This is a genomic window from Undibacterium sp. GrIS 1.2 (genome assembly GCF_040544435.1).
Taxonomy (GTDB): domain Bacteria; phylum Pseudomonadota; class Gammaproteobacteria; order Burkholderiales; family Burkholderiaceae_D; genus Undibacterium.
This window is the reverse complement of the sequence record NZ_JBEONP010000012.1, coordinates 36,443-57,330: the sequence shown is the minus strand read 5'-3', so window position 1 is coordinate 57,330 and position 20,888 is coordinate 36,443. Positions and strand designations below refer to the sequence as shown.

Genomic DNA, 20,888 nt, shown 5'->3' with positions numbered 1-20,888 from the left:
GCGAAGAAAGGTGAGCAAGATGATGCAACAATATAACGCTAACTCGTATTTGTTCGGCGGCAACGCGCCGTACGTAGAAGAACTTTACGAAGCGTATCTAAACAATCCCGGATCTGTTCCTGATAACTGGCGCGCGTATTTTGACGCGATGCAAAACGTTCCTGCGGTCGATGGCTCAAGTAAACCGGACGTAGCGCACGCACCTGTGATTGCTTCGTTTGCTGAGCGAGCCAAACAAGGTCCTATTCGTACAGTCAGTGCGAGTGCCGACGCCGAAATGGGTCGTAAACGTGTCGCTGCACAGCAATTGATTGCTGCCTATCGCTTCTTAGGTAGCCACTGGGCGAATTTGGATCCTTTGCAACGCCAAGAACGCCCTAATATCCCAGAACTTGAAGCTAGTTTTTATGGCTTTACAGACGCTGATATGGATATCCAGTTCAATATTAGCAATACTTATTTTGGGCCAGAAACCGCATCATTGCGCGATTTGCTGAATTCTTTGCGCGATACTTATTGTCGTTCGATCGGTGCTGAATTTATGTATATCAGCGACCCAACTGAAAAGCGTTGGTTACAACAAAAGCTGGAGTCCATTCGTTCGACTCCAAGTTTTTCCGCTGAAAAGAAAAAACATATTCTTGATCGCTTGACCGCAGCAGAAGGTTTAGAGCGCTACCTTCATACTCGTTACGTTGGTCAAAAACGTTTCTCACTTGAAGGTGGTGAGAGTTTTATCGCCTCCATGGATGAGACTATTCAACGTGCCGGTGAACGTGGTGTTGAAGAGATCGTTATCGGTATGGCGCATCGTGGTCGTTTGAACGTGCTGGTCAATACTCTGGGTAAGATGCCACAAGATTTGTTTGCTGAATTTGAAGGCAAACATGGTGACGATCTGCCAGCAGGTGACGTTAAATACCACCAAGGCTTCTCATCAGATATTTCCACTCCGGGCGGACCAGTCCATTTGTCCCTTGCATTCAATCCATCCCATCTTGAAATCGTTAATCCAGTAGTTGAGGGTTCGGTTAAGGCGCGTATGGAGCGTCGTGGCGACAAGGATGGTTCTCAAGTTTTGCCAATCTTAGTCCACGGTGATGCTGCGTTTGCAGGGCAAGGCGTTGTCATGGAAACGCTGAACCTCGCGCAAACACGTGGTTATGGTACTGGCGGAACGGTGCATATCGTGATCAACAATCAGATTGGTTTTACCACATCTGATCCGCGCGATTCCCGTTCTACTTTGTATTGTTCCGACGTCGTAAAAATGATTGAGGCACCTGTATTGCACGTCAATGCAGATGATCCTGAAGCCGTTGTTCTGGCAACGCAGATCGCTTTGGACTACCGTATGGAGTTCAAGAAGGATGTCGTTGTTGATATTATTTGCTACCGCAAGCTAGGTCACAACGAGCAAGATACACCAGCGCTGACGCAGCCTCTGATGTATAAAAAAATTGCTCAGCACCCTGGTACTCGTAAAATGTACGCCGATAAATTGGCAGCGCAAGGTACGATCCCAGCTGATGGTGGCGATACGATGGTCAAGGCTTTCCGTGATGCTATGGATGCAGGTAAGCATACGGTTGATCCGGTCATCTCCAACTTCAAGAACAAATATGCAGTGGATTGGATTCCTTTCCTAAACCGTAAATGGACTGATGCAGCAGATACAGCAGTACCTCTTTCTGAGTTGAAGCGTTTAGCTGAGCGTATTACGACGGTACCAGAAAGCTTCAAGCCGCATAGTCTGGTTGAAAAAGTTCTGGGCGACCGCGCAACCATGGGTCGCGGTGAATTAAATCTTGACTGGGGTATGGGCGAGCATCTTGCCTATGCATCTTTAGTTGCGTCTGGTTATGCAATTCGTTTGACGGGTCAAGATGCCGGTCGCGGTACATTTGTACATCGCCACGCGGTTTTGCATGATCAAAATCGTGAGCGTTGGGATGCAGGTACTTATATTCCTTTGCAAAACATTTCAGACAAGCAAGCTCCATTCGTCGTGATTGATTCTGTATTGTCAGAAGAAGCTGTATTGGCATTTGAATATGGTTATTCCACTGCAGAACCAAATACATTGACAATCTGGGAAGCGCAATTCGGCGATTTCGCTAACGGTGCTCAAGTTGTTATCGACCAATTCATCAGCTCCGGCGAAGTGAAATGGGGTCGTGCTTCTGGTTTGGTGCTGATGTTGCCGCATGGTTACGAAGGCCAAGGTCCAGAGCATTCATCTGCACGTCCTGAACGTTTCTTACAGTTGTGCGCTGACAATAATATGCAAGTAGTTCAGCCGACGAATGCTGCGCAAATTTTCCATCTCTTGCGTCGTCAGATGATCCGTCAGTTCCGTAAGCCTTTGGTCATCATGACGCCGAAGTCCTTGCTGCGTAATAAAGATGCGGGGTCTCCGTTGTCTGAATTAGCAAAAGGCAGTTTCCATACAGTGATTGGCGAAGTGGATGACAAGATCGATGCCAAAAAAGTGAAGCGTGTGATCGCTTGTTCAGGCAAGGTTTACTACGATCTGGTCAATGCACGTAAAGAGCGTGGTCAGACTGATACGGCGATTATCCGTGTGGAGCAGTTATATCCGTTCCCACATAAGAGCTTCTCAGCTGAGTTGAAAAAATTCCCACAATTGGCTGAATTGGTTTGGGCACAAGATGAGCCGCAAAATCAGGGACCTTGGTTCCAGATTCAGCACAATATTTTTGAAAGTCTGGATGAAGGTCAAAAACTGGCATATGCCGGTCGTCCAGCTAGCGCATCGCCTGCTGTAGGTTACTACGACAAGCACTACGCACAACAAAAAGCATTGCTGGATACGGCATTTTCTAAACTCAAAGGCTACGTCCTGACTAAATAACGATCTTGTATTGACTGTGCATATTCATTACGCATAAATCAATTAGTGATCCGTGGCGCAGCAGAAGCTGCTGCGCCCAACAGATATCCGAAACGGAGAAAAAACATGGCAATTATCGAAGTAAAAGTACCGCAGTTATCCGAGTCAGTTGCAGAGGCAACTTTGCTCACATGGCATAAAAAAGTTGGTGAGTCCGTCGAGCGTGACGAGAATTTGATTGATGTAGAAACGGATAAAGTTGTTCTGGAGTTACCTGCGCCAGAAGCCGGTATCATTACTCAAATCATCAAACCAGACGGTAGTACCGTCGTCGCTGGTGAAATCATCGCCATTTTGGATACTGACGCATCTGCCAAGGTTAGTCCGCTCCAAGTCACCGCACTCCCAGTTGCTTTAACAACTGATCCAGTAACTGATGCAATCAATAGTCTTGCTGCTAAATCTGCCGGTGTTGCAATGCCAGCTGCTGCAAAAATTCTCTCTGAAAACAATATGTCTGCCAGTGCAATTGATGGCACAGGCAAAGACGGTCGCGTTACCAAAGGCGACGCCTTAGCCGCAGTTGCAAAACCTGCCGTTGCAGCGACCGCACCAGTAGTTGCGCCAATCGCAGCACCGGTTGCAAGCAAGCCAGCTTTGCAGCAAGTCAATGCGCCGGCAATGAACTTAGGTGATCGCCCTGAAGAGCGCGTGCCAATGAGCCGTTTGCGCGCCCGTATTGCAGAGCGCTTGTTGCAATCTCAATCGATGAATGCAATTTTGACGACCTTCAATGAAGTCAACATGGCACCAGTCATGGAATTGCGCAATAAGTACAAAGACAAATTTGAAAAAGAACATGGCGTTAAGCTGGGTTTTATGTCTTTCTTCGTCAAAGCTGCCGTTGCTGCTTTGAAAAAATATCCGGTTATTAATGCTTCTGTTGATGGCAATGACATCGTGTACCACGGCTATTTTGATATCGGTATTGCAGTCGGTTCCCCACGTGGTTTAGTGGTACCTATCTTGCGCAATGCGGATCAAATGTCGATTGCTGAGATTGAGAAGAAAATTGGTGAATTTGGTGCAAAAGCCAAAGACGGCAAACTGACACTGGAAGATTTGACTGGCGGTACGTTCTCCATCTCCAACGGTGGTACTTTCGGATCGATGTTGTCCACACCGATTATTAATCCACCGCAATCCGCAATCTTAGGTGTGCATGCAACTAAAGACCGTGCTGTTGTTGAAAACGGTCAAATTGTAATCCGCCCGATGAACTATCTTGCGATGTCTTACGACCACCGTATCATTGACGGCCGCGAAGCAGTTTTAGGTTTGGTCGCAATGAAAGAAGCATTGGAAGATCCAGCTCGCTTGTTGCTAGATCTGTAATATGAACTTCGCTGACGAAATCAAACGTCTGCACGAACTACATCAGTCGGGCGCACTGACTGATGCCGAATTCGCGCAAGCCAAGGCTAAGTTGCTGGCGTCGAATGAAAGTGCTGAACAATCATGGTCTGGCACTGATCAAACGATCAATCAATTAAATCAGTTCCGCCGGTCCAGAAAAGATCAATGGCTAGGTGGCATTTGTGGTGGTCTTGGCAAACTTACCGGAGTCGAATCCTGGATCTGGCGTTTGCTTTTCGTTATGTTCACTTTCTATTTTGGTTCTGGTCTGGTGGCTTATATCCTTGCATGGATATTTATCCCGGAAGAAGAATAAATAGAGCGAACACAATCTGAACACATCAGGAAAATATTCATGAGTAAACAATTTGATGTCGTCGTTATCGGCGGCGGCCCTGGCGGCTATATAGCAGCGATCCGTGCAGCACAGCTCGGTTTTTCCACCGCATGTATCGATGCATGGAGTACTGATAAAGGTACGCCAGCATTAGGCGGCACCTGCACCAATGTTGGTTGCATTCCTTCCAAAGCTTTGCTGCAATCATCCGAGCATTATGAGCATGCCGGCCATTCCTTTGCAGATCATGGTATCGAAGTCAAAGGCCTGGCGCTTAACATCGGCCAAATGCTGGCACGTAAGAACACCATCGTTAAGCAAAATAATGACGGTATTGTGTATCTCTTTAAGAAGAACAAAGTAACGTTTTTCCACGGTCACGGGTCTTTTACCAAGGCAGTTGAAGGCGGCTATGAAATCAAAGTCGTAGGTAAAACAGAAGAGAGCATCGTTGGCAAGCATATCGTTCTGGCGACGGGTTCTAATGCACGTGCTTTGCCGGGTGCGGAGTTTGATGAAGAATTGATTCTGTCCAACACTGGCGCCTTAGAGTTGCCAGCAGTACCGAAAAAACTGGGCGTCATCGGTGCCGGTGTAATCGGTTTGGAAATGGGTAGCGTCTGGCGTCGTCTGGGTGCTGATGTGACTGTGTTAGAAGCTTTGCCAACCTTCCTTGGTGCAGTGGATGAGCAAATCGCAAAAGAAGCGCACAAACTGTTTGTGAAACAAGGTTTGTCCATCAATCTCGGCGTAAAGATTGGCGAGATCGTCAAAGGTAAGAACGACGTTACCGTCAATTACAGTGATGACAAAGGTACTGTACATGTAGCGGTATTCGATAAATTGATCATCTCTATCGGTCGTACACCTAACACTAACGGCTTGAATGCGGATGGCGTTGGTTTGAAACTCGATGAGCGTGGTTTTATCGCGGTTGATGGTGATTGCAAAACTAATTTGCCAAATGTCTGGGCGGTTGGTGACGTCGTGCGTGGCCCTATGCTGGCACACAAGGCAGAAGAGGAAGGCGTTGCAGTTGCTGAGCGCATCGCTGGTCAGCATGGTCATGTCAACTTTAATACGATTCCCTGGGTTATTTATACTTCACCTGAGATCGCCTGGGTTGGTCGCACCGAGCAACAGTTGAAGGCAGATGGTGTCGCTTACAAAGCTGGCACATTCCCATTTATGGCTAATGGTCGCGCCCGTGCTTTAGGTGATACGTCCGGGATGGTCAAATTCTTGGCGGATGCGACGACGGATGAAATCTTAGGTGTACACATTGTCGGTCCAATGGCATCGGAGTTGATCGCAGAAGCTGTTGTAGCAATGGAATTTAAAGCCTCATCAGAAGATATCGCCCGTATTTGTCACGCACATCCTTCTTTGTCGGAAGCGACTAAAGAGGCGGCGTTGGCAGTAGACAAACGTTCGTTGAACTTCTAGTCCAGAACGATTTTTGAACATGACGCCGCTGATGGGATAAATATCCTCTCAGCGGCGTATTTATTCCTAAGCGGTAAAAAATGAATGTTCTAGAGTTTTATCAAGAAGCCCTGACCAAGCGTGGTTTTCAAGCGGATGCTGCACAACAACTCGCAGTCGATCGGCTGCAACAATCCTATGATGAATGGGTGGAATACAAATCCAAGCGCGCCAACAAGTTCACCCGTTTGATCACCCGTCCCGATGTACCACGCGGCGTGTATATGTGGGGAGGGGTAGGGCGTGGCAAATCGTTTTTGATGGATAGCTTTTATTCTGTCGTGCCAGTTGTGCGTAAAACTCGTCAGCACTTTCATGAATTTATGCGTGCAGTCCATCGGCAATTGGATGAGTTGACTGGTGTAGCAGATCCGCTGGATGAAGTCGCACGTCGCATTGCTAAAAAATACCGTCTGATTTGCTTTGATGAGTTCCACGTGTCCGACGTGGCTGATGCCATGCTCCTATACAATCTGCTGAACGCCTTGTTTGAAAACGGTGTCTCATTTGTCATGACATCCAACTATCAGCCCGACACTTTATATCCAGACGGACTGCATCGCGATCGTATGTTACCCACCATTGCGTTATTGAAAGACAAGCTGGATGTCTTAAATGTCGATTCGGGTAACGATTACCGCAAGCGTGCGCTGGAACAGGTTGATGCTTATCTTACACCGCTCAATGCAGCGACCGATAAAGCGTTACGGACAGCATTTGCCAAACTGGCAGACACCGCAGATGAGGACTCCAGAGTCAATATTGAGGGCAGGGACATCAAAGCCTTACGTCGTGCCGGTACTGCGGTGTGGTTTGATTTCAGCACGCTTTGTGGCGGCCCCCGTTCGCAGAATGATTATCTTGAAATTGCCAGCCGTTTTCATACCGTGATATTGTCCTCGGTTCCGCGCATGTCGGCAGCAATGTCGTCTGAGGCACGTCGCTTTACCTGGTTGATTGATGTGTTTTACGATAACAAGGTCAAGCTGATTATGTCGGCTGAAGTGCCTGCAGAAGAGTTGTACACACAAGGTACATTATCGAATGAGTTTCACCGCACCGTATCGCGTATTATCGAGATGCAATCGCGTGAATACATGGAAACCGATCAGCGGCACAGTACTGATACTCTTACTTAACTTATTCTGAAAGCTTGATCTATGACACCGTTTCACCGCAGATTTACTTATTTGTCGTCTGTCCTGGCTATTGGTTTATTCAGTTTTTGCTCAGTATCCTCTGCTCAGATACAAGATCCACCTTTGACGCTAGATGAGTTGGCTAGTGTTGTCGGAAAACTGGATCAGACGTATGCACCAAAAGCCATTCAAACCGTCGAAGCTGCCGATGCCGCATTAGCCCAAGTAGAGCCAACCCAAAGACAATTGCAAGCTTGGTATATTCGCACTCAACACACCTGTTACGAACGTTTTTTCGTCAACTCTTGTCTGGACAACGCCAAGCTTAGTCGCCGCAAGCATTCTGTTATTTTGCAGCGTATCTCAGTAGAAGCAAAAGCTTATAAACGCAAAGAGCATATTGAAGAACTAGATGCTGAGTTGAAATTAAAAAATGAGCAAAAACAGTTGGACGAGCAGAAAAAGCAATAGCAATGATAATGCGCAATGCATGGTGTTGCCGGGTTGGCACCGAATACCGCGTTATTGTTGCGCTGCTTAAATAGCGAGATCAATATAAATAAATCCCCTAAAATATCTAAAAAAAGGGGAGTATGTGCCAAAAATAGTCTCAATGTCCATAATAAACATGGACGTTAAAATATACTATGGGTAAGTATATGTGCTGTCTAAACGCCGGTTTAGGCGTCAGCTATAGCGCCAATCTAATGTTTAATTCAATGCTAACTTAGGTGCGAATTCAGGTGCGAATTCAGGTGCGAATTCAGGTGCGAATTCAGGTGCGAATTCAGGCGCAAATTCAGGCGCAAATTCAGGCGCAAATTCAGGCGCAAATTCAGGCGCAAATTCAGGCGCAAATTCAAATCTCACTCAAACGAGTCAGCGCCTCTTGCAAGGTCTGCTCTTGCTTAGCAAAGCAAAACCGTACTATGCCGGATTCGTTTGCTTGCTGGTAAAAGCCCGATAGCAGAATTGCTGTCACATCACGATTACTCAATAGACGGTGATTCTGGTGCCGTTTAACTGTGTTTTGACAATCGGTTCCTTGACCGCTTTTGCAGTCATTATTCTACGAATGGCTGCTACAACGACCTCTGGATTGGCGACTTGTATTTGATGGTCAGAATCGACGATAGTCGTGTTGGCGTTTGGGTAAAGTCCCTCGACCATAGCGGCTAGTTTGGAGCCAGAATCAGTAACGCCGAAATCGACAGCAATTGCGCCTGCTGATTTGGGGACGTTAAACAGTCGCTCTACAGGAATTTTATTTGCCCATGGTAATGCAAGAACTTCTTCGCCGGTATTGAAGATTTGGTCTATCTCTTGATTAATTACCTTACTAAAAAAGATCCGTTTGGCAATTCTGGTATAAAGCGGGAAGTCGGCAGTTTTTTTGATGACGCCAGGATAGACGGCATCAACCAGAACAACACCCGCAACGTCCTGGGGATACATCCGGGCAAATAGTTGCATGTACAACCCGCCTAATGAATGACCAGCCAGCAGATAAGGTGGTTTTGAGCCTTGGTGTTGCAAAGTCTTGCGTAGTTCTTCCACAATCGTTCGGCCATCACGTAGCGCTTCCGTTTCATCACTTTTGCCATAGCCGGGACGGTTGCAGGCAAATATGGTCGCCTCGTTTTTAATATCTTCAATAACTTTGCTCCACTTATCCAGAGTTTCGCGTGATCCGTTTTCAAATACGACGATGGCTTTGGATTTGGTAGTCTCAATCTGCAACACTTCAATATTGTGATTGTTGATCTTTTCGATTCTGCTTTGTGCATATGTATTGAGTGATATGGCGAATGCGACGAAAGCGAGAGTTAAGCGTAATAGCATAATTGAATCCACAGGTTGAAAATCCTGAGATTATACGAATGACAATTTGAAATTAGATGTGAAGCGACAAAGCACAAAATCTTCGGGATGAAATGCAATATTTGACCGATAGCCCGTATTGGTGAAAACCAGCAGAAAAGCTAAAGGGAAATAGAAGAGGAATTAAAAAAATAGGGAGTATGGTTAAATATAGCACCTACGTCCATGTATATACTAGGTGCCGTAAATATACTCTATCTAAGTATTTATATTTCCTGCAGGCGTTGCAATGCGGCATGCAAGGTCTGCTCTTGCTTAGCAAAGCAAAACCGTACTATGCCGGATTCGTTTGCTTGCTGGTAAAAGCCGGACAGTGGAATCGTTGCCACACCTATTTCGCTAGTCAGCCAGCGTGCAAAATCTAGCTCTGACTGATCAGAAATTGCTGAATAATCGACACATTGGAAGTAAGTTCCTTGTGCTGGCAGCAACTTAAAGCGGGAGTTTTTTAAACCGTCGCGGAAAAAATCCCGTTTTTGCTGATAAAACGCAGGCAAGTCCAGATAGGGTGCAGGATTTGCCAAATAGTGCGCCAGTCCCAACTGCATTGGCGTATTGACAGTGAATACATTAAATTGATGCACTTTGCGGAATTCTTGCATCAGTGCGGCCGGGGCGGTGACATAACCTACTTTCCAGCCAGTGACATGATAGGTTTTGCCGAAGCTGGAGATAATAAAGCTGCGCGCCGCCAGTTCTTCGTAACGCGCCAGTGATTCATGACGCAAGCCGTCAAATACCATATGCTCATACACTTCATCCGATGCAATCAGCACCTTGGTGTTGCGCACTATTGCTGTCAGCGATTCAATATCGGTCGTGCTCAGTACAAATCCGGTGGGATTGTGCGGCGAGTTCAGCATAATCAGACGGGTTTTATCCGTGATCTTGGCAGCTAGCTTGTCCCAGGGAATGCTGTAACCGTCCGGCCCTAGTTCCATTGACACCAATACCGGCACGCCACCAGCTAAGCGGATGGCTGGCACATAGCTGTCATAGGCAGGTTCAATCACGATCACTTCGTCACCGGCGTGTACGCAAGCCAGAAAAATCGTCAATATGCCCTGAGTTGCACCCGCAGTGACGGTGATTTCTGTTACCGGATCGTAGCTATGGCCATAAATTGTGTGGATTTTTTTAGCGATTTCGGCTCGTAATAGCGGCAGACCAGGCATTGGAGGGTACTGATTATGCCCATGACGCATCGCACTACTGACTGCATCCAGTAAAGCGGGATTGCAATCAAAATCAGGAAAGCCTTGCCCCAGATTGACCGCATTTTTCTCCGCAGCCAAAGCCGACATAATCGAAAAAATCGTCATGCCGACGTCGGGCAATTTAGAGCTGAGTTGCAATGTGGGATTGAAAGAAGTCATCTGAATCAGATTGAAAGGTGTGATCAAGAAGAGCAATACCAACTAGTCAGATTAGTTAGCGGCATTGCTCTTGGGTACTAAATTAGACTAGTTTAGTGTTCTTAATATTGCATTGAATAAATTTACTTAGTTCCGAATAAACGATCACCCGCATCACCAAGACCAGGGATGATGTAGCCATGTTCATTCAGGCAATCGTCTATCGATGCTGTCAGGATAGACACATCAGGATGCGCCGCTTGCATCACTTTGATGCCTTCGGGTGCAGCCAGCAAGCAAACAAATTTGATTGACGTCGCGCCACTTTGTTTGATGCGAGTGATCGCCGCTGCTGCCGAATTGCCGGTTGCCAGCATAGGATCGACGACGATCACTAAACGTTCTGCGATATCTTCTGGCACTTTAAAGTAGTACTCGACCGGCTCCAATGTTTCAGGGTCGCGGTACAAACCAATATGACCAACGCGTGCCGCCGGTAACAAATCCAGCATGCCATCCAAAATACCGTTACCAGCGCGCAGTACTGAGATGACGCACAGCTTTTTGCCGCTGATAGTCGGCGCCTCGATGGTCGCCATCGGGGTTTCTATCGTCACTTTTTCTAAGGGCAAGTCGCGGGTGACTTCATACGCCAGCATCTGGCTAATTTCACGCAACAGACGGCGGAAGTTATCCGTGGTCGTTTCTTTGCTGCGCATGAGAGTGAGTTTGTGTTGCATCAGAGGGTGTCTGATTTCGGTCACATAGTCTGACAAGATAATTCTCCGTAATGAGGTCGGGGGTCTGAGTTGAGTCACAGATGACAGACCCTAGCGTGTCCAAATTGAACCAGCCGTTATTTTACGTCCCCAAGCGCATTCATGGGCGCCGGCAATGGAATTGTTTCTGTTTATCTTCATCAATAACTAGCTCTGATTTGATCCCGCCTTCGTAAAAATTGGAAATGAAGGACTTTTCCGCTTCTACTCCGGCAATTGTTTGCAAATCGTTCATTGATAATCCATGTTAAGAAGTTCCGGTAGGGCGCTATCCACAGTGCCAAAGGAGCGGTCAGACAATCAGGAGCATGGCATGGACGCAAATCAAACATTGTTAAACAGATTATCCTTAGGGTCGTACCCGATGGACGCTGGACAACGAGACGATTTCCATACCTCGGATGCCGCGCTGGAGTCGCATTCTCGCATCGACGTAAAAGGCATACGCGAAGCCATCGCCCGCGTAGAGGCAGAAGCTAGAGCCACCGTCGCTACGGAGGCAAGGACACAAGCCGAAGCCCGCGCCCGCGCGCTGGCAGAAGCCCGTGCCGAAGCCGAGGCAGAGTCAGCCAATCTGGCGCAAGAGAAATTACAGTTAGAAGAAGAAGCCAGTGCCAGTAGCCATGCCCGCTTGCAGGCAGAGCGTCAATCGCGTGCCGCCAGTCAGGCCAGAATTGCCGCCGATAGCCAAGAAACACAAGACATGCAAGAGCGCACCAGATTAGATACCCTGGCGCGCGAGCAAGCAGAAAAGCGTTCTAAGCTAGAGCTAGAAGCCACACAACGCGCCAGCGAACAATTGCAAGCCGATACCGAAATTAACGCCAAAGCCAAAGCAGCTGCAGAACGATTAGCCAAAGAAAGCCAAAATGCTCGCAACTGGGCGGCAGAACGTTTTGCCGCATCCCAGGCAGCTAAAAACGAGGCCGAAGAACGTGCACGTGCCGATGCGCGGATGGTCGAGCTAGCTCGTGAGCGTGAGCGGCGCGATAAAGAAGCACGCGAAACCACAGAAATGCTCGCCAAAGTCCGTAGCGAAGCACTGCAAGTCAGCAAAGAGCGCGAACAAGCAGAAGCCATGGCGCTCGAATTTGCCATCAACCGTGCTCCGGCAGAAGTCCGCGCACGCGAAGATGCACTTGCCCGCGTCGCCGTAGAACAAGAGCATGAAGCTATTGCCCAAGCCCGAGCAGAATCAGATCGGCGTGCCACTGCAGCCATACAATTACGCATGCAATCCGAGCTGGAATTGCGTAATGCGTCCGCCAGAAGGGAGCAAACTGAAGTCGTCGCCGCCACCACAGCCCAAGCCCGTCGTGATGCGGAAGAACGGATAGAGCAAGTTACCCAACAAAGGATACAAACCGAAAAAGAGCTACAGTCCAAGGCCCTGATCCGTATCGAAGAAGAGCAACAAGCCGATGCAGAAAACCGCATCAGATTAGAAGCAGAAGCACAAGCGACCGAACAGGCCAAACAGCGCCGTATTGCAGAACTGCATGCCACCAAGTTAGCCCAGCAACGCATGCAAGAAGAACAGCGTGCCGTCATGTTGGCTAAACAGCGCGCCAGCATTGACCAGCAAGCTGAACAACTCGCCCGCGAACAAGCCGATGCAGAACAACAAGCGTTGAAGGCAGCAACGTTTCAAGCCACCGTCTTAAAGCAAACCTATGTCGTCGCGCAGCAAAAAGCCAAGAGTGCATTGGAATTGGCGCAGGCAGAAAAATTAAGAGCAGATGCCGAACAAAAAGCAGCCTTGGCGTTGCAGCAAAAACTCCAGGCAGAGCAACAAAAAATAGAAACAGCCAATGCCCGTGCGCAAGCAGAGCAAGCCCGCGCCGCTATTTTAATCATGCAGCAAGAAGCCGAGCAAACTGCCCGTATTGCGGCAGAGACTAGCTGCACGGCAGAGAAGTTAACCTTGGAAAAAACCATGGAACAAGTCGCCTTGCAACAACAGCTTGCTGCCGTTAATCTCAAAAAAGAACAAGAAGCCAGCGAGCTGGTTCGGGTTCAACAGCAACGCAATGATAACGAGCTAAAAGCACTCGATGCAGTACAAGAAAAACTCATCGTCGAGCGCAAACGTGCTGACGCAGTTCAGCAAGTATTAAAGCTGACGCAAGAAAAATTAGTAATTGAACAGGTCGCCCAGATTGAGACAGAATCACGCATACGCGCAGAACAAGAAGCCAAAGCCGTAGCGCAAGCCAAAGAACAATCCGAGCGCGAGCAACGACTGGCCTTAGAAGCATCTGCTACAGCAGAAAAATATGCGTTAGAACAAGTCCGTGTACAAACGGAAATGCAACGCCAGGCGGCCAAAATTGCGCTGGTCAAAACCCGCCAGGTAGTAGAGCAAACCAAGGCTGAACAAATCCGTTTTGAAGCAGAACGCGACGCCGCATTAGCAGCACAAGAAAAACTCGAAGCCGAGAAAAAAACTGCAGAAGAAATCATTGCCCGTGCCAGCGCCGATCGCCAGCATGCGTCCTTGTTACAAGCGCGTCAGGAGCAAGAAGTGCAAGCGCGTGAAGCACGTCAGGCATTGATCGAGGCAGAGCAGTTACGCTTACAAAAAATCACTGAACACGCTGCCTTACAAAAACAGACCGCTGCCAATGCACAACTAAAAGTGGCTGAATTAGCCGAGCTGCAAAAAACCTTGCAGCAACGTTCAGAATCCGAGCAAAAAGCGCTGGATATCGTGCAACAAAAATTACAGGTAGAAAAACAATTATTGGCTGAAATTGATGCCAAAATCAAACTAGAGCAAGAGCAAAAAGAAGCGCACTCGGCCCGTTTGCAAACAGAGCAACAAGCAAAAATAGCAATAGAAGCACAAGCCAAAGCCGAACAAGAACAATTAGTACAAGCGAAGGCGCAAGCAGAGGCAGAGCAACAATCCGCCATTGCCGCAGAGGCGCGTGCCGTTGCTGCAACTCATTTGTCACGTTTAGAAAAAGAAAAAGCTCTGGCACAACAAAGTGCTTTGGCTGCGCTGCAAGACAAACTGATTTTAGAAGAGAAAAAATCCAAAGCAGTACAAGAAGAAAAGCAATTGCAGCAAGATCGCCTCGCTGCAGAAAAAATCGCCACCGAAGCCGCAATCGCAAAAGCAGAAGCAGAGCGCCAGGCCAATGTGCTGGCGCAAGCCAGAGTGATCGCAGAACAGCAAGCAAAAGAATTGGCAGAAGCTAATTTGCAGGCAGAAAAAGAGCTGCATGAAAATGTCAGAATCTATGCCGATACCAAGCACAAAGCACATCAACTTACTATAGAAAAATCGCGCAAACTATCTGACTTAGAGCACGTTGCACGTCAGCGGCTAGAAGCAGATGCAGCACTGGTAGCAGCAACTGAAGCAAAAATACAAACAGAGCAACAGGCCTTGCAAGAAACTACCGCCAGGCACAATGCAGAGCAAGCCCTGACTCAGTTTGCACAGGCAAAACAAGAGGCAGAAAATCTCGCCAGAACCGCTATCGAAGCCAACTTGATCACCACGCAACTCTTGTATCAGGAGGCTGCCGCTCAGGCCGATGCGCAACAGTTGGTACAACAACTCGCTGAACAAAATCTGCAAGAACAACAAGCTTTATCTGCACTGATCGCACAACGTCAGGCAGCAGAGCAAGCGACACAAATCTCTATCCAGCAAAGACAAGATGCAGAGATACAAGTGTTGCTCATCGCAGAGCAACGCCAGTTGGCGGAAGAAGAAAAAAATGTCTTAGTACAAGCACGTTTGCAAGCAGAGCAAGAGGCCAAGCTCAGCGTAGAGCAATTCAATTTCCATGAAAAACAATGGCTGACAATCTCGGTAGAAGAGTCAATGGTCAAGCGGCAGGCTGCTACTGCCTTACATGAAAAAACACAATTGCTGATTGACTCCAGCGCAGCAGAGCAAGTACGTTTAGAGGCAGAGCGCGAGCTAGCACAACAGCTACAGAAAAAATTAGAGGCAGAACAACAGGCGCATGTTTTTGTACAACAACGACTGCAAGCAGAAGCACAGTTGGCACAAACAGCCATTGATATTGCAGAACAAGAAGCCCAGGCCGCAGCAGAGGTACAACAATTACTGGCGACTCAGCAGGCGTTGTTTGCCGCATCTGCTGATCACGCAGATGCGCAGCGTGAAGCAGTCCGTACCGCAGAATTAAAAGCGCAGGAAGCTAGCGAGTTAGCTCGTTTAGAAAATGAAAAAGCCGCCAACGAATTGCTGGCATTAAGCCTGATCCAACAAAAACGTGCAGCAGAACAAATCGCTGCGGACGAAGCCGCACAAAGAGTGCAAATCGAGCAAACCTACTTGGCCTTGTGCACTGCCAAAGCCTTGGCAGAACAAGAGGCAAAAGCTGCAATACAGGCAAAACAAGAAGCAGAGCAAGAAGCCGCTACATTTGCGCAGCAATATGCAAGAACACAAGAACACAATGCCAACCTGGCGCAAGCTCATGCTGACCAATTATTGGTTTTGCAGCATGCAGAATTACAAGCAGCAGAGCTGGCGCAAATTAAATTGCTGGCAATGGAAGAGCAAGCGCAATTACAAGCAGTCACCATCAAACAAAATCAATTGGCAATGGAGGCCATCAGCCAAAAAATGGAATTTGAAAAAGTACTCGCTGCAGAGGCAGAGCAACGTCTTCGTATCGAACAAGAATTGTGTCAGCAAAGTGCAGAGCGAGTCGCCTTAGAGCAAGCTGCCAGCATCGCCGCACAAGAAAAACTAGCAATGGAACAAACATTGAGCCATGCAGCACAAGACATTATCAACGCACGTGCCAATCTTGAGGCTGAGTTGAATCATCAAACCAGCTTGCAAACTGAGTTGGATGCAAAATTGGTCGAGGCAGAGCAAAATCGTTTGCAAGAGTTGATGCAAGAAAATCAGGCGATTGACCAGGCACTACAAAGTCAGCAAGCCATTAATGAAGAAATGCATCAAAAAATGCTGCGTCGGATTGCACAAGAACAAAAAACCAATGACTTGCTTCAAGAGAAATTGATGGCTGAAAATCAGGCTGCGATTATCGCTGATGCTGCCGCTGTTCAGGCGCAACAAGCAGTGCAGCAAGCGGCAGAGCTAGTGGCAACACGTCTGCAACAAGCACAGGCCGACGCTGATTTACTCAAAGAGCAATTTCAACAAGAGTTGCAACTGGCTGAACAATTAACCGAGCAGCAAGCAGAACAATTGCGCCTGCAATTACAGCAAGAGCATCAACAGGCAGAAATAGTAGCCAATGAACTGATCAGCCGCTTATCGCAAAACCAGGCGACCAGCGCAGTGTGGCGTCAGCGCGCCCAAGAGATGTTGTTGCAAGCGCCAGTTGCTGTTGTCATGCCGGAGATGACAGCAGCGCCGAGCCAAACATTGCCACCGTTCCGCTTACGTACCTCTGTTGTGGCAGGCGTATTGGCATTCGCCGGAGTTGCAACAGCAGCGACTTGGGGCACGCTCAGTTTTCAACAAACGTCACAAGCGGCAGTAGTAAAAAATAATGCACCGGTGGTTAGCCAAACCCGCCAAACTAGCCAAGTCAGTCAGTTAGCACAAAAAATACAAAAACCGGATGCGTCTTTGCGTATGTCGTATCAAATTGCGAGCGTAGATAAAGCAGCAAAGTAAACATAAGCCAGCGTCAGGTTTTGGGAGAACTACCGGGATAACGATCAGATTGCTGCTGAAGCTTTTAGTAAATTATTTCATAGTGGATGTAAATATACTTGGGGTAGGTATATATTAGTTGTCCAGGTAATCAATGGACTATATGGCGTAAATTTAAAAAATATAGGGGAGTATGTTAAAATACTCATGAATTTTTTGATAAATTAGAATGGAAAAATAGACAAGCTCTAGCGAGCTATTTTCTTAAGATCTTGTTTTCCATCTGTTTTTTGACCTGATGCCATAGAGCCTCTTCCGGGGCTCTGTGCTTTTTGTCAATCGCCGAGGCTATCGATCAAGTCACGGCCATACGCTAGGTGAGCCACATCGCAAGCCATAGCGATAATTTTTCCAATCGTCTGCTTGCTGTGGTTCGTGCTCATCCACCAACCCGAGTCAAGTTTCACGTAGCTAAGGTCTGTTCGGTTTAGGTAGAGCTCGCTTGAATCCTTCGCCAGATACCGACGGGTTCGTCCGTGCTTAGGCAGACCAGCAAACCGTTCCCCGAACGTGGAGTCTCGTTTTATGAACAAGTCGAACACCTGCCTAAGCGTGTCGATCGCATTGCGGGTCGGGTAGAACTGTCCCTCAAACGAAAATCCGGTCGACCCCTGTGGTGGTACGGTTTGCTGCGGTGGGACGCCATGAGGTGGCGGCGTGTATGCGGGCTGTGCAACAGTTTTTGCGGCCATGTTGGTCGGCGACTGAGTGAGCTTGATTAAAGGTTGGGCTGGTGGTCGACCCTGAGGAATTGGCTGCACCGCACAGCTTGCAACGCTTTCCTTCAAGAAGGTCGCCACCATGTCGGGCCCAGGTTTGAAGCCGCACAGGCTCCCAACGCGTTCGGCGATTATCTCCAACAGCATCTCGTCCTCTTCCGCGATTATCTGTTGCCATGCCGTAGGCAATGCGTTTAGCATCTGCCGCTCTTTGGAGACATTGCGGTAGTCGTCGCGTGCTGCTTGTATCGCGGCTCCTGATGCAACCGCCGAGTGCAGCAGGTAGCGCTCCAATCGCTCCGCACATTCCTTGACATTCCGGTCTACGATATCGAGCTTGTAGACCCTGCGTTCGTCGTAGGCTCCTTGCTCGCCTGGCAGGAAAAAGTTCCACTCGCGGCCATCGGTCAAGATCGCCATCGGCACGCCGTCGTGGTATGCGTATTCGAACAACTGTCGCTCCGCCCCGTCGCTCTGGCCGATCTGCTTGACCTCAATGAAGGCAATGGGCTTGCTTGGCGGGTTGCACAAGGCGAAGTCAACACGCCTACCGCTCAACGAATACTCGGGCCATACAATGTTCGTGTTGTATGCGGGCCAGCCCAATGCATGCAGGAGCCTCAGGACGATACCCTGTGAAACCGAGGCTTCGTTGGAGAAACTGCCCGCCTTGATGCCAACCCGGATTGCTTCGATTTCTCGTTCAATTGCCATATGTAACACTCCACAATATTAACCGTACTTATATTACAGGAGGCAAGGTTGCCATACAACTTTGCCTCTTCGGTATGATATTGTCCGCTGAAATCCTCCAGAAATGGCGGTTTGCTCGTTATGTCGCACTTATCGCCAGCGGTGAGGGCATTTCTGGATTTTTTGGTGGAGCGGTTTGCGACGGTGCCTTGGTAGTTAAGTCAAGCGCTGGTATCAACTACAAGGCCCAAAGTGGAGTTGCGAGATTTTGTCCTATCGGAATCGGATGCTGAATTGGCCGTCTCCGGTTCTTGCTGGCGTTTAAGTTGTTCTAATGCAGCCTTTTGTGCATCGAGCGCCTGCAATTGTTGGATCTGCATTTCTACTGCTTGTATTTGTATCTGCAATAGCTTCAGCTTTTCCTTCGCTCCTGGGGTGGTATCTTGGGACACATCTCTTAATTCCTTCATGAGACCGACAAGCCGCTTTTGTAGCGCCGCAATCGCGCTACTGCTATCCGAACCGTTGCCAGCTGCGGCCGTTATCATGCCCGATCCGACCGATCTGACCATGTGCGTCCCCATTCATATTCATTGATATCAAACACCATTGTTAGTGCTGAACTATACCTATACGCGAGAGCAAAAAATCATACCTATTTTAAAAAACGCAATTTTGGCCGAATTTAGCTTTTTAAGCTTGATTGGGACTTGCGAAAAATTGTCCCTGCAAGGCTAGCGACGAAGCTGGGCGGTTTTGCGTAAGTCCTATTGATCAGCAATATTAGTTTTTATACCTTACGTTTGCCATTACCGGCATTACGCCCACCATTATTATTGGCCGGATTTTTTGCTTTAGTCTTTATAGGAGTTTTAGCGACGGGATTTGTAAATACTTTAGGTTTTTTTAGCTTCTTCGGTTTTTTCAACACTTGTCCAGCCGTGTTGGTGACGGGCACTCGGTGCTCGGCTTCAAAGCCTGGTTCTTCGATTCGCTGTAAGGTATTTTTCGTCAGTATTTCTATCGCTGCCAGTAGCTCTACCTCGTCCGCGCAGACAATAGAAATCGCCTCGCCTGTGGCGCCAGCTCTGCCAGTGCGGCCGATGCGATGGATGTAATCTTCTGCTACCGTCGGTAAATCAAAATTGACGACTTGTGGCAAGTCGTCGATATCTAATCCACGTGCTGCGACATCGGTTGCCACCAGGATTTGTATCTCGCTGGCCTTAAAACTGTTTAAGGCACGGAGGCGGGCAGGTTGTGGTTTGTCGCCATGGATGGCATCTGCTTTAATGCCTTTGGCGATTAAAGTATCGACCAGTTCATCCACACCTTTACGGGTTTTGACAAAGACCAGCACCTGACCCCAGCGCCGCTTTTTGAGCAGATGGCAAAACAATTCCGCCTTGCGTTTTTTGTCGACTGGGATCATCCACTGCTTGACACTTTTTACTGTGGTATTGCGCGGACTGACTTCAATACTCAGTGGATCGTTCAGCAAGCCTTTTGCTAGGGTACGAATAGCGTCTGAAAATGTGGCAGAGAACAGCAAAGTCTGGCGGCGCTTTGGCAGCGTCGCCATGATGGCATCTAATTCGCGCGAAAATCCCAGATCCAACATACGATCTGCTTCGTCCAGTACCAAGGTTTGCAGTTGATCAAACTTTACCGCGTTTTGGCTATGTAAATCGAGTAAGCGCCCCGGTGTCGCCACTAAGACATCCAGACCTTTCCGCAACTTCATCATCTGCGGATTGATGCTGATACCGCCATAAGCAACTGCCATGCGTAAGGGCAAACTACCGCCATAATCGCAAAAGCTTTCATACACTTGCTCGGCCAGTTCACGCGTGGGCACAAGTACCAAAACACGCACAGAATTGCTGGCAACTTGCGGGCCTTCCATGGTCAGTCGCTGTAATAGCGGCAGTGCAAAGCCTGCGGTTTTACCCGTGCCGGTTTGCGCCGCTGCCATCAAATCACGACCGGCTAACACAGCAGGAATAGCCTGCGCCTGAACCGGAGTAGGGGTTTTATAACCGAGAGTATCGAGCGTGCTTTGCAGCGCGTCGATCAAGCCGAGGGAAGCAAAAGTCATAGAAGAAAATAGTAATTACTCGTGGTGACTAAAGGACGTCGCCGAACAAGGATCTGGCGAGGCATACAATCAAAGCCAGACTCAGGTAGATTATGCTGCCATGCCCTTACTTAACATACTGGCGACCAGTTCGTTCAAACCAACGTCGCGCTCTTTTGCCAACGCATGTAATTGTGCGACCAGATCGCTATTGAGCTTGACGGCGAATGGCACCAGACCCAAAGCCTGATCAAGTTTGCGCTGTTCGCGCTTATCGATAACGACCGCATCGGTTTTGCCAAAAGCAGCACCCGGCGCATCCATCTTACCCATCAATTTTTTGGCATCGCTCTTTGCCATTCCAGTTTTTTTCACTTTGATTGCCTTGTTAATTTAAAGGACGCATTTTACGCAGTATGTGGTGGGGCGGGCTGTTTGTTTTGATTTGATATTCCAATCTTGATATTGCCGCC

Annotated in this window: 17 protein-coding genes; 7 read left to right on the top strand and 10 right to left on the bottom strand. The window is 48.2% G+C overall.

Features of this window, described 5'->3' with window-relative positions; genetic code table 11:
* Nucleotides 1-19: 19 nt before the first annotated feature.
* The 6 genes from AAKU61_RS07225 to AAKU61_RS07200 all read left to right on the top strand — a co-directional run bounded on the left by AAKU61_RS07225 (nt 20) and on the right by AAKU61_RS07200 (nt 7,702).
* Nucleotides 20-2,875 (top strand): 2-oxoglutarate dehydrogenase E1 component, encoded by a 2,856-nt coding sequence (locus AAKU61_RS07225; protein ID WP_322118995.1) that lies wholly within the window; start codon nt 20-22, stop codon nt 2,873-2,875.
* Nucleotides 2,876-2,980: 105 nt separating this feature from the next.
* Nucleotides 2,981-4,249 (top strand): 2-oxoglutarate dehydrogenase complex dihydrolipoyllysine-residue succinyltransferase, encoded by a 1,269-nt coding sequence (gene odhB / locus AAKU61_RS07220; protein WP_354330887.1) that lies wholly within the window; start codon nt 2,981-2,983, stop codon nt 4,247-4,249.
* A 1-nt stretch (nt 4,250) separates the two neighbouring features.
* Complete coding sequence (locus tag AAKU61_RS07215) at nt 4,251-4,586, top strand: PspC domain-containing protein (protein ID WP_322118993.1); 336 nt, start codon at nt 4,251-4,253, stop codon at nt 4,584-4,586.
* A gap of 39 nt (nt 4,587-4,625) precedes the next feature.
* On the top strand, nt 4,626-6,053 hold the full coding sequence (gene lpdA / locus AAKU61_RS07210; RefSeq protein ID WP_354330885.1) for a dihydrolipoyl dehydrogenase: 1,428 nt from the start codon (nt 4,626-4,628) through the stop codon (nt 6,051-6,053).
* 80 nt (nt 6,054-6,133) lie between these two features.
* On the top strand, nt 6,134-7,231 hold the full coding sequence (gene zapE / locus AAKU61_RS07205) for a cell division protein ZapE (protein ID WP_354330883.1): 1,098 nt from the start codon (nt 6,134-6,136) through the stop codon (nt 7,229-7,231).
* A 21-nt stretch (nt 7,232-7,252) separates the two neighbouring features.
* The gene (locus AAKU61_RS07200) at nt 7,253-7,702 is read left to right on the top strand and encodes a hypothetical protein (RefSeq protein ID WP_354330882.1); all 450 of its coding nucleotides are present in this window, start codon (nt 7,253-7,255) and stop codon (nt 7,700-7,702) included.
* 240 nt (nt 7,703-7,942) lie between these two features.
* Here AAKU61_RS07200 and AAKU61_RS07195 read toward each other — a convergent pair whose 3' ends face one another.
* The 6 genes from AAKU61_RS07195 to AAKU61_RS07170 form a co-directional block, all read right to left on the bottom strand.
* Complete coding sequence (locus tag AAKU61_RS07195) at nt 7,943-8,101, bottom strand: hypothetical protein (protein ID WP_354330880.1); 159 nt, start codon at nt 8,099-8,101, stop codon at nt 7,943-7,945.
* A complete protein-coding gene (locus AAKU61_RS07190) occupies nt 8,091-8,228 on the bottom strand; it encodes a hypothetical protein (protein WP_503012590.1) in 138 nt (45 codons plus the stop codon). The genes AAKU61_RS07195 and AAKU61_RS07190 overlap by 11 nt, the downstream gene beginning before the upstream one ends.
* Nucleotides 8,225-9,073, bottom strand: coding sequence for an alpha/beta fold hydrolase (locus tag AAKU61_RS07185; RefSeq protein WP_354330878.1), 849 nt, complete (start codon nt 9,071-9,073; stop codon nt 8,225-8,227). The genes AAKU61_RS07190 and AAKU61_RS07185 overlap by 4 nt, the downstream gene beginning before the upstream one ends.
* 245 nt (nt 9,074-9,318) lie before the next feature.
* Nucleotides 9,319-10,488, bottom strand: a complete 1,170-nt coding sequence (locus AAKU61_RS07180) for a pyridoxal phosphate-dependent aminotransferase (protein ID WP_354330876.1) — start codon at nt 10,486-10,488, stop codon at nt 9,319-9,321.
* Nucleotides 10,489-10,610: 122 nt separating this feature from the next.
* A complete protein-coding gene (upp, locus tag AAKU61_RS07175) occupies nt 10,611-11,246 on the bottom strand; it encodes a uracil phosphoribosyltransferase (RefSeq protein ID WP_354330976.1) in 636 nt (211 codons plus the stop codon).
* Nucleotides 11,247-11,346: 100 nt separating this feature from the next.
* The gene (locus tag AAKU61_RS07170) at nt 11,347-11,481 is read right to left on the bottom strand and encodes a hypothetical protein (RefSeq protein WP_322118986.1); all 135 of its coding nucleotides are present in this window, start codon (nt 11,479-11,481) and stop codon (nt 11,347-11,349) included.
* A 78-nt stretch (nt 11,482-11,559) separates the two neighbouring features.
* Between AAKU61_RS07170 and AAKU61_RS07165 the strand changes: the two genes are divergently transcribed.
* Nucleotides 11,560-16,887, top strand: coding sequence for a hypothetical protein (locus AAKU61_RS07165; RefSeq protein WP_354330874.1), 5,328 nt, complete (start codon nt 11,560-11,562; stop codon nt 16,885-16,887).
* A gap of 314 nt (nt 16,888-17,201) precedes the next feature.
* Here AAKU61_RS07165 and AAKU61_RS07160 read toward each other — a convergent pair whose 3' ends face one another.
* From AAKU61_RS07160 to AAKU61_RS07145, 4 genes are all read right to left on the bottom strand, one after another.
* Nucleotides 17,202-18,359, bottom strand: a complete 1,158-nt coding sequence (locus AAKU61_RS07160; protein WP_354330872.1) for a hypothetical protein — start codon at nt 18,357-18,359, stop codon at nt 17,202-17,204.
* A 200-nt stretch (nt 18,360-18,559) separates the two neighbouring features.
* Nucleotides 18,560-18,886 (bottom strand): FlxA-like family protein, encoded by a 327-nt coding sequence (locus tag AAKU61_RS07155; protein WP_354330871.1) that lies wholly within the window; start codon nt 18,884-18,886, stop codon nt 18,560-18,562.
* A gap of 242 nt (nt 18,887-19,128) precedes the next feature.
* Nucleotides 19,129-20,436, bottom strand: a complete 1,308-nt coding sequence (rhlE1, locus tag AAKU61_RS07150) for an RNA helicase RhlE1 (RefSeq protein WP_354330869.1) — start codon at nt 20,434-20,436, stop codon at nt 19,129-19,131.
* Between the two features lie 90 nt (nt 20,437-20,526).
* On the bottom strand, nt 20,527-20,790 hold the full coding sequence (locus AAKU61_RS07145) for a hypothetical protein (protein WP_354330867.1): 264 nt from the start codon (nt 20,788-20,790) through the stop codon (nt 20,527-20,529).
* Nucleotides 20,791-20,888: the final 98 nt, after the last annotated feature.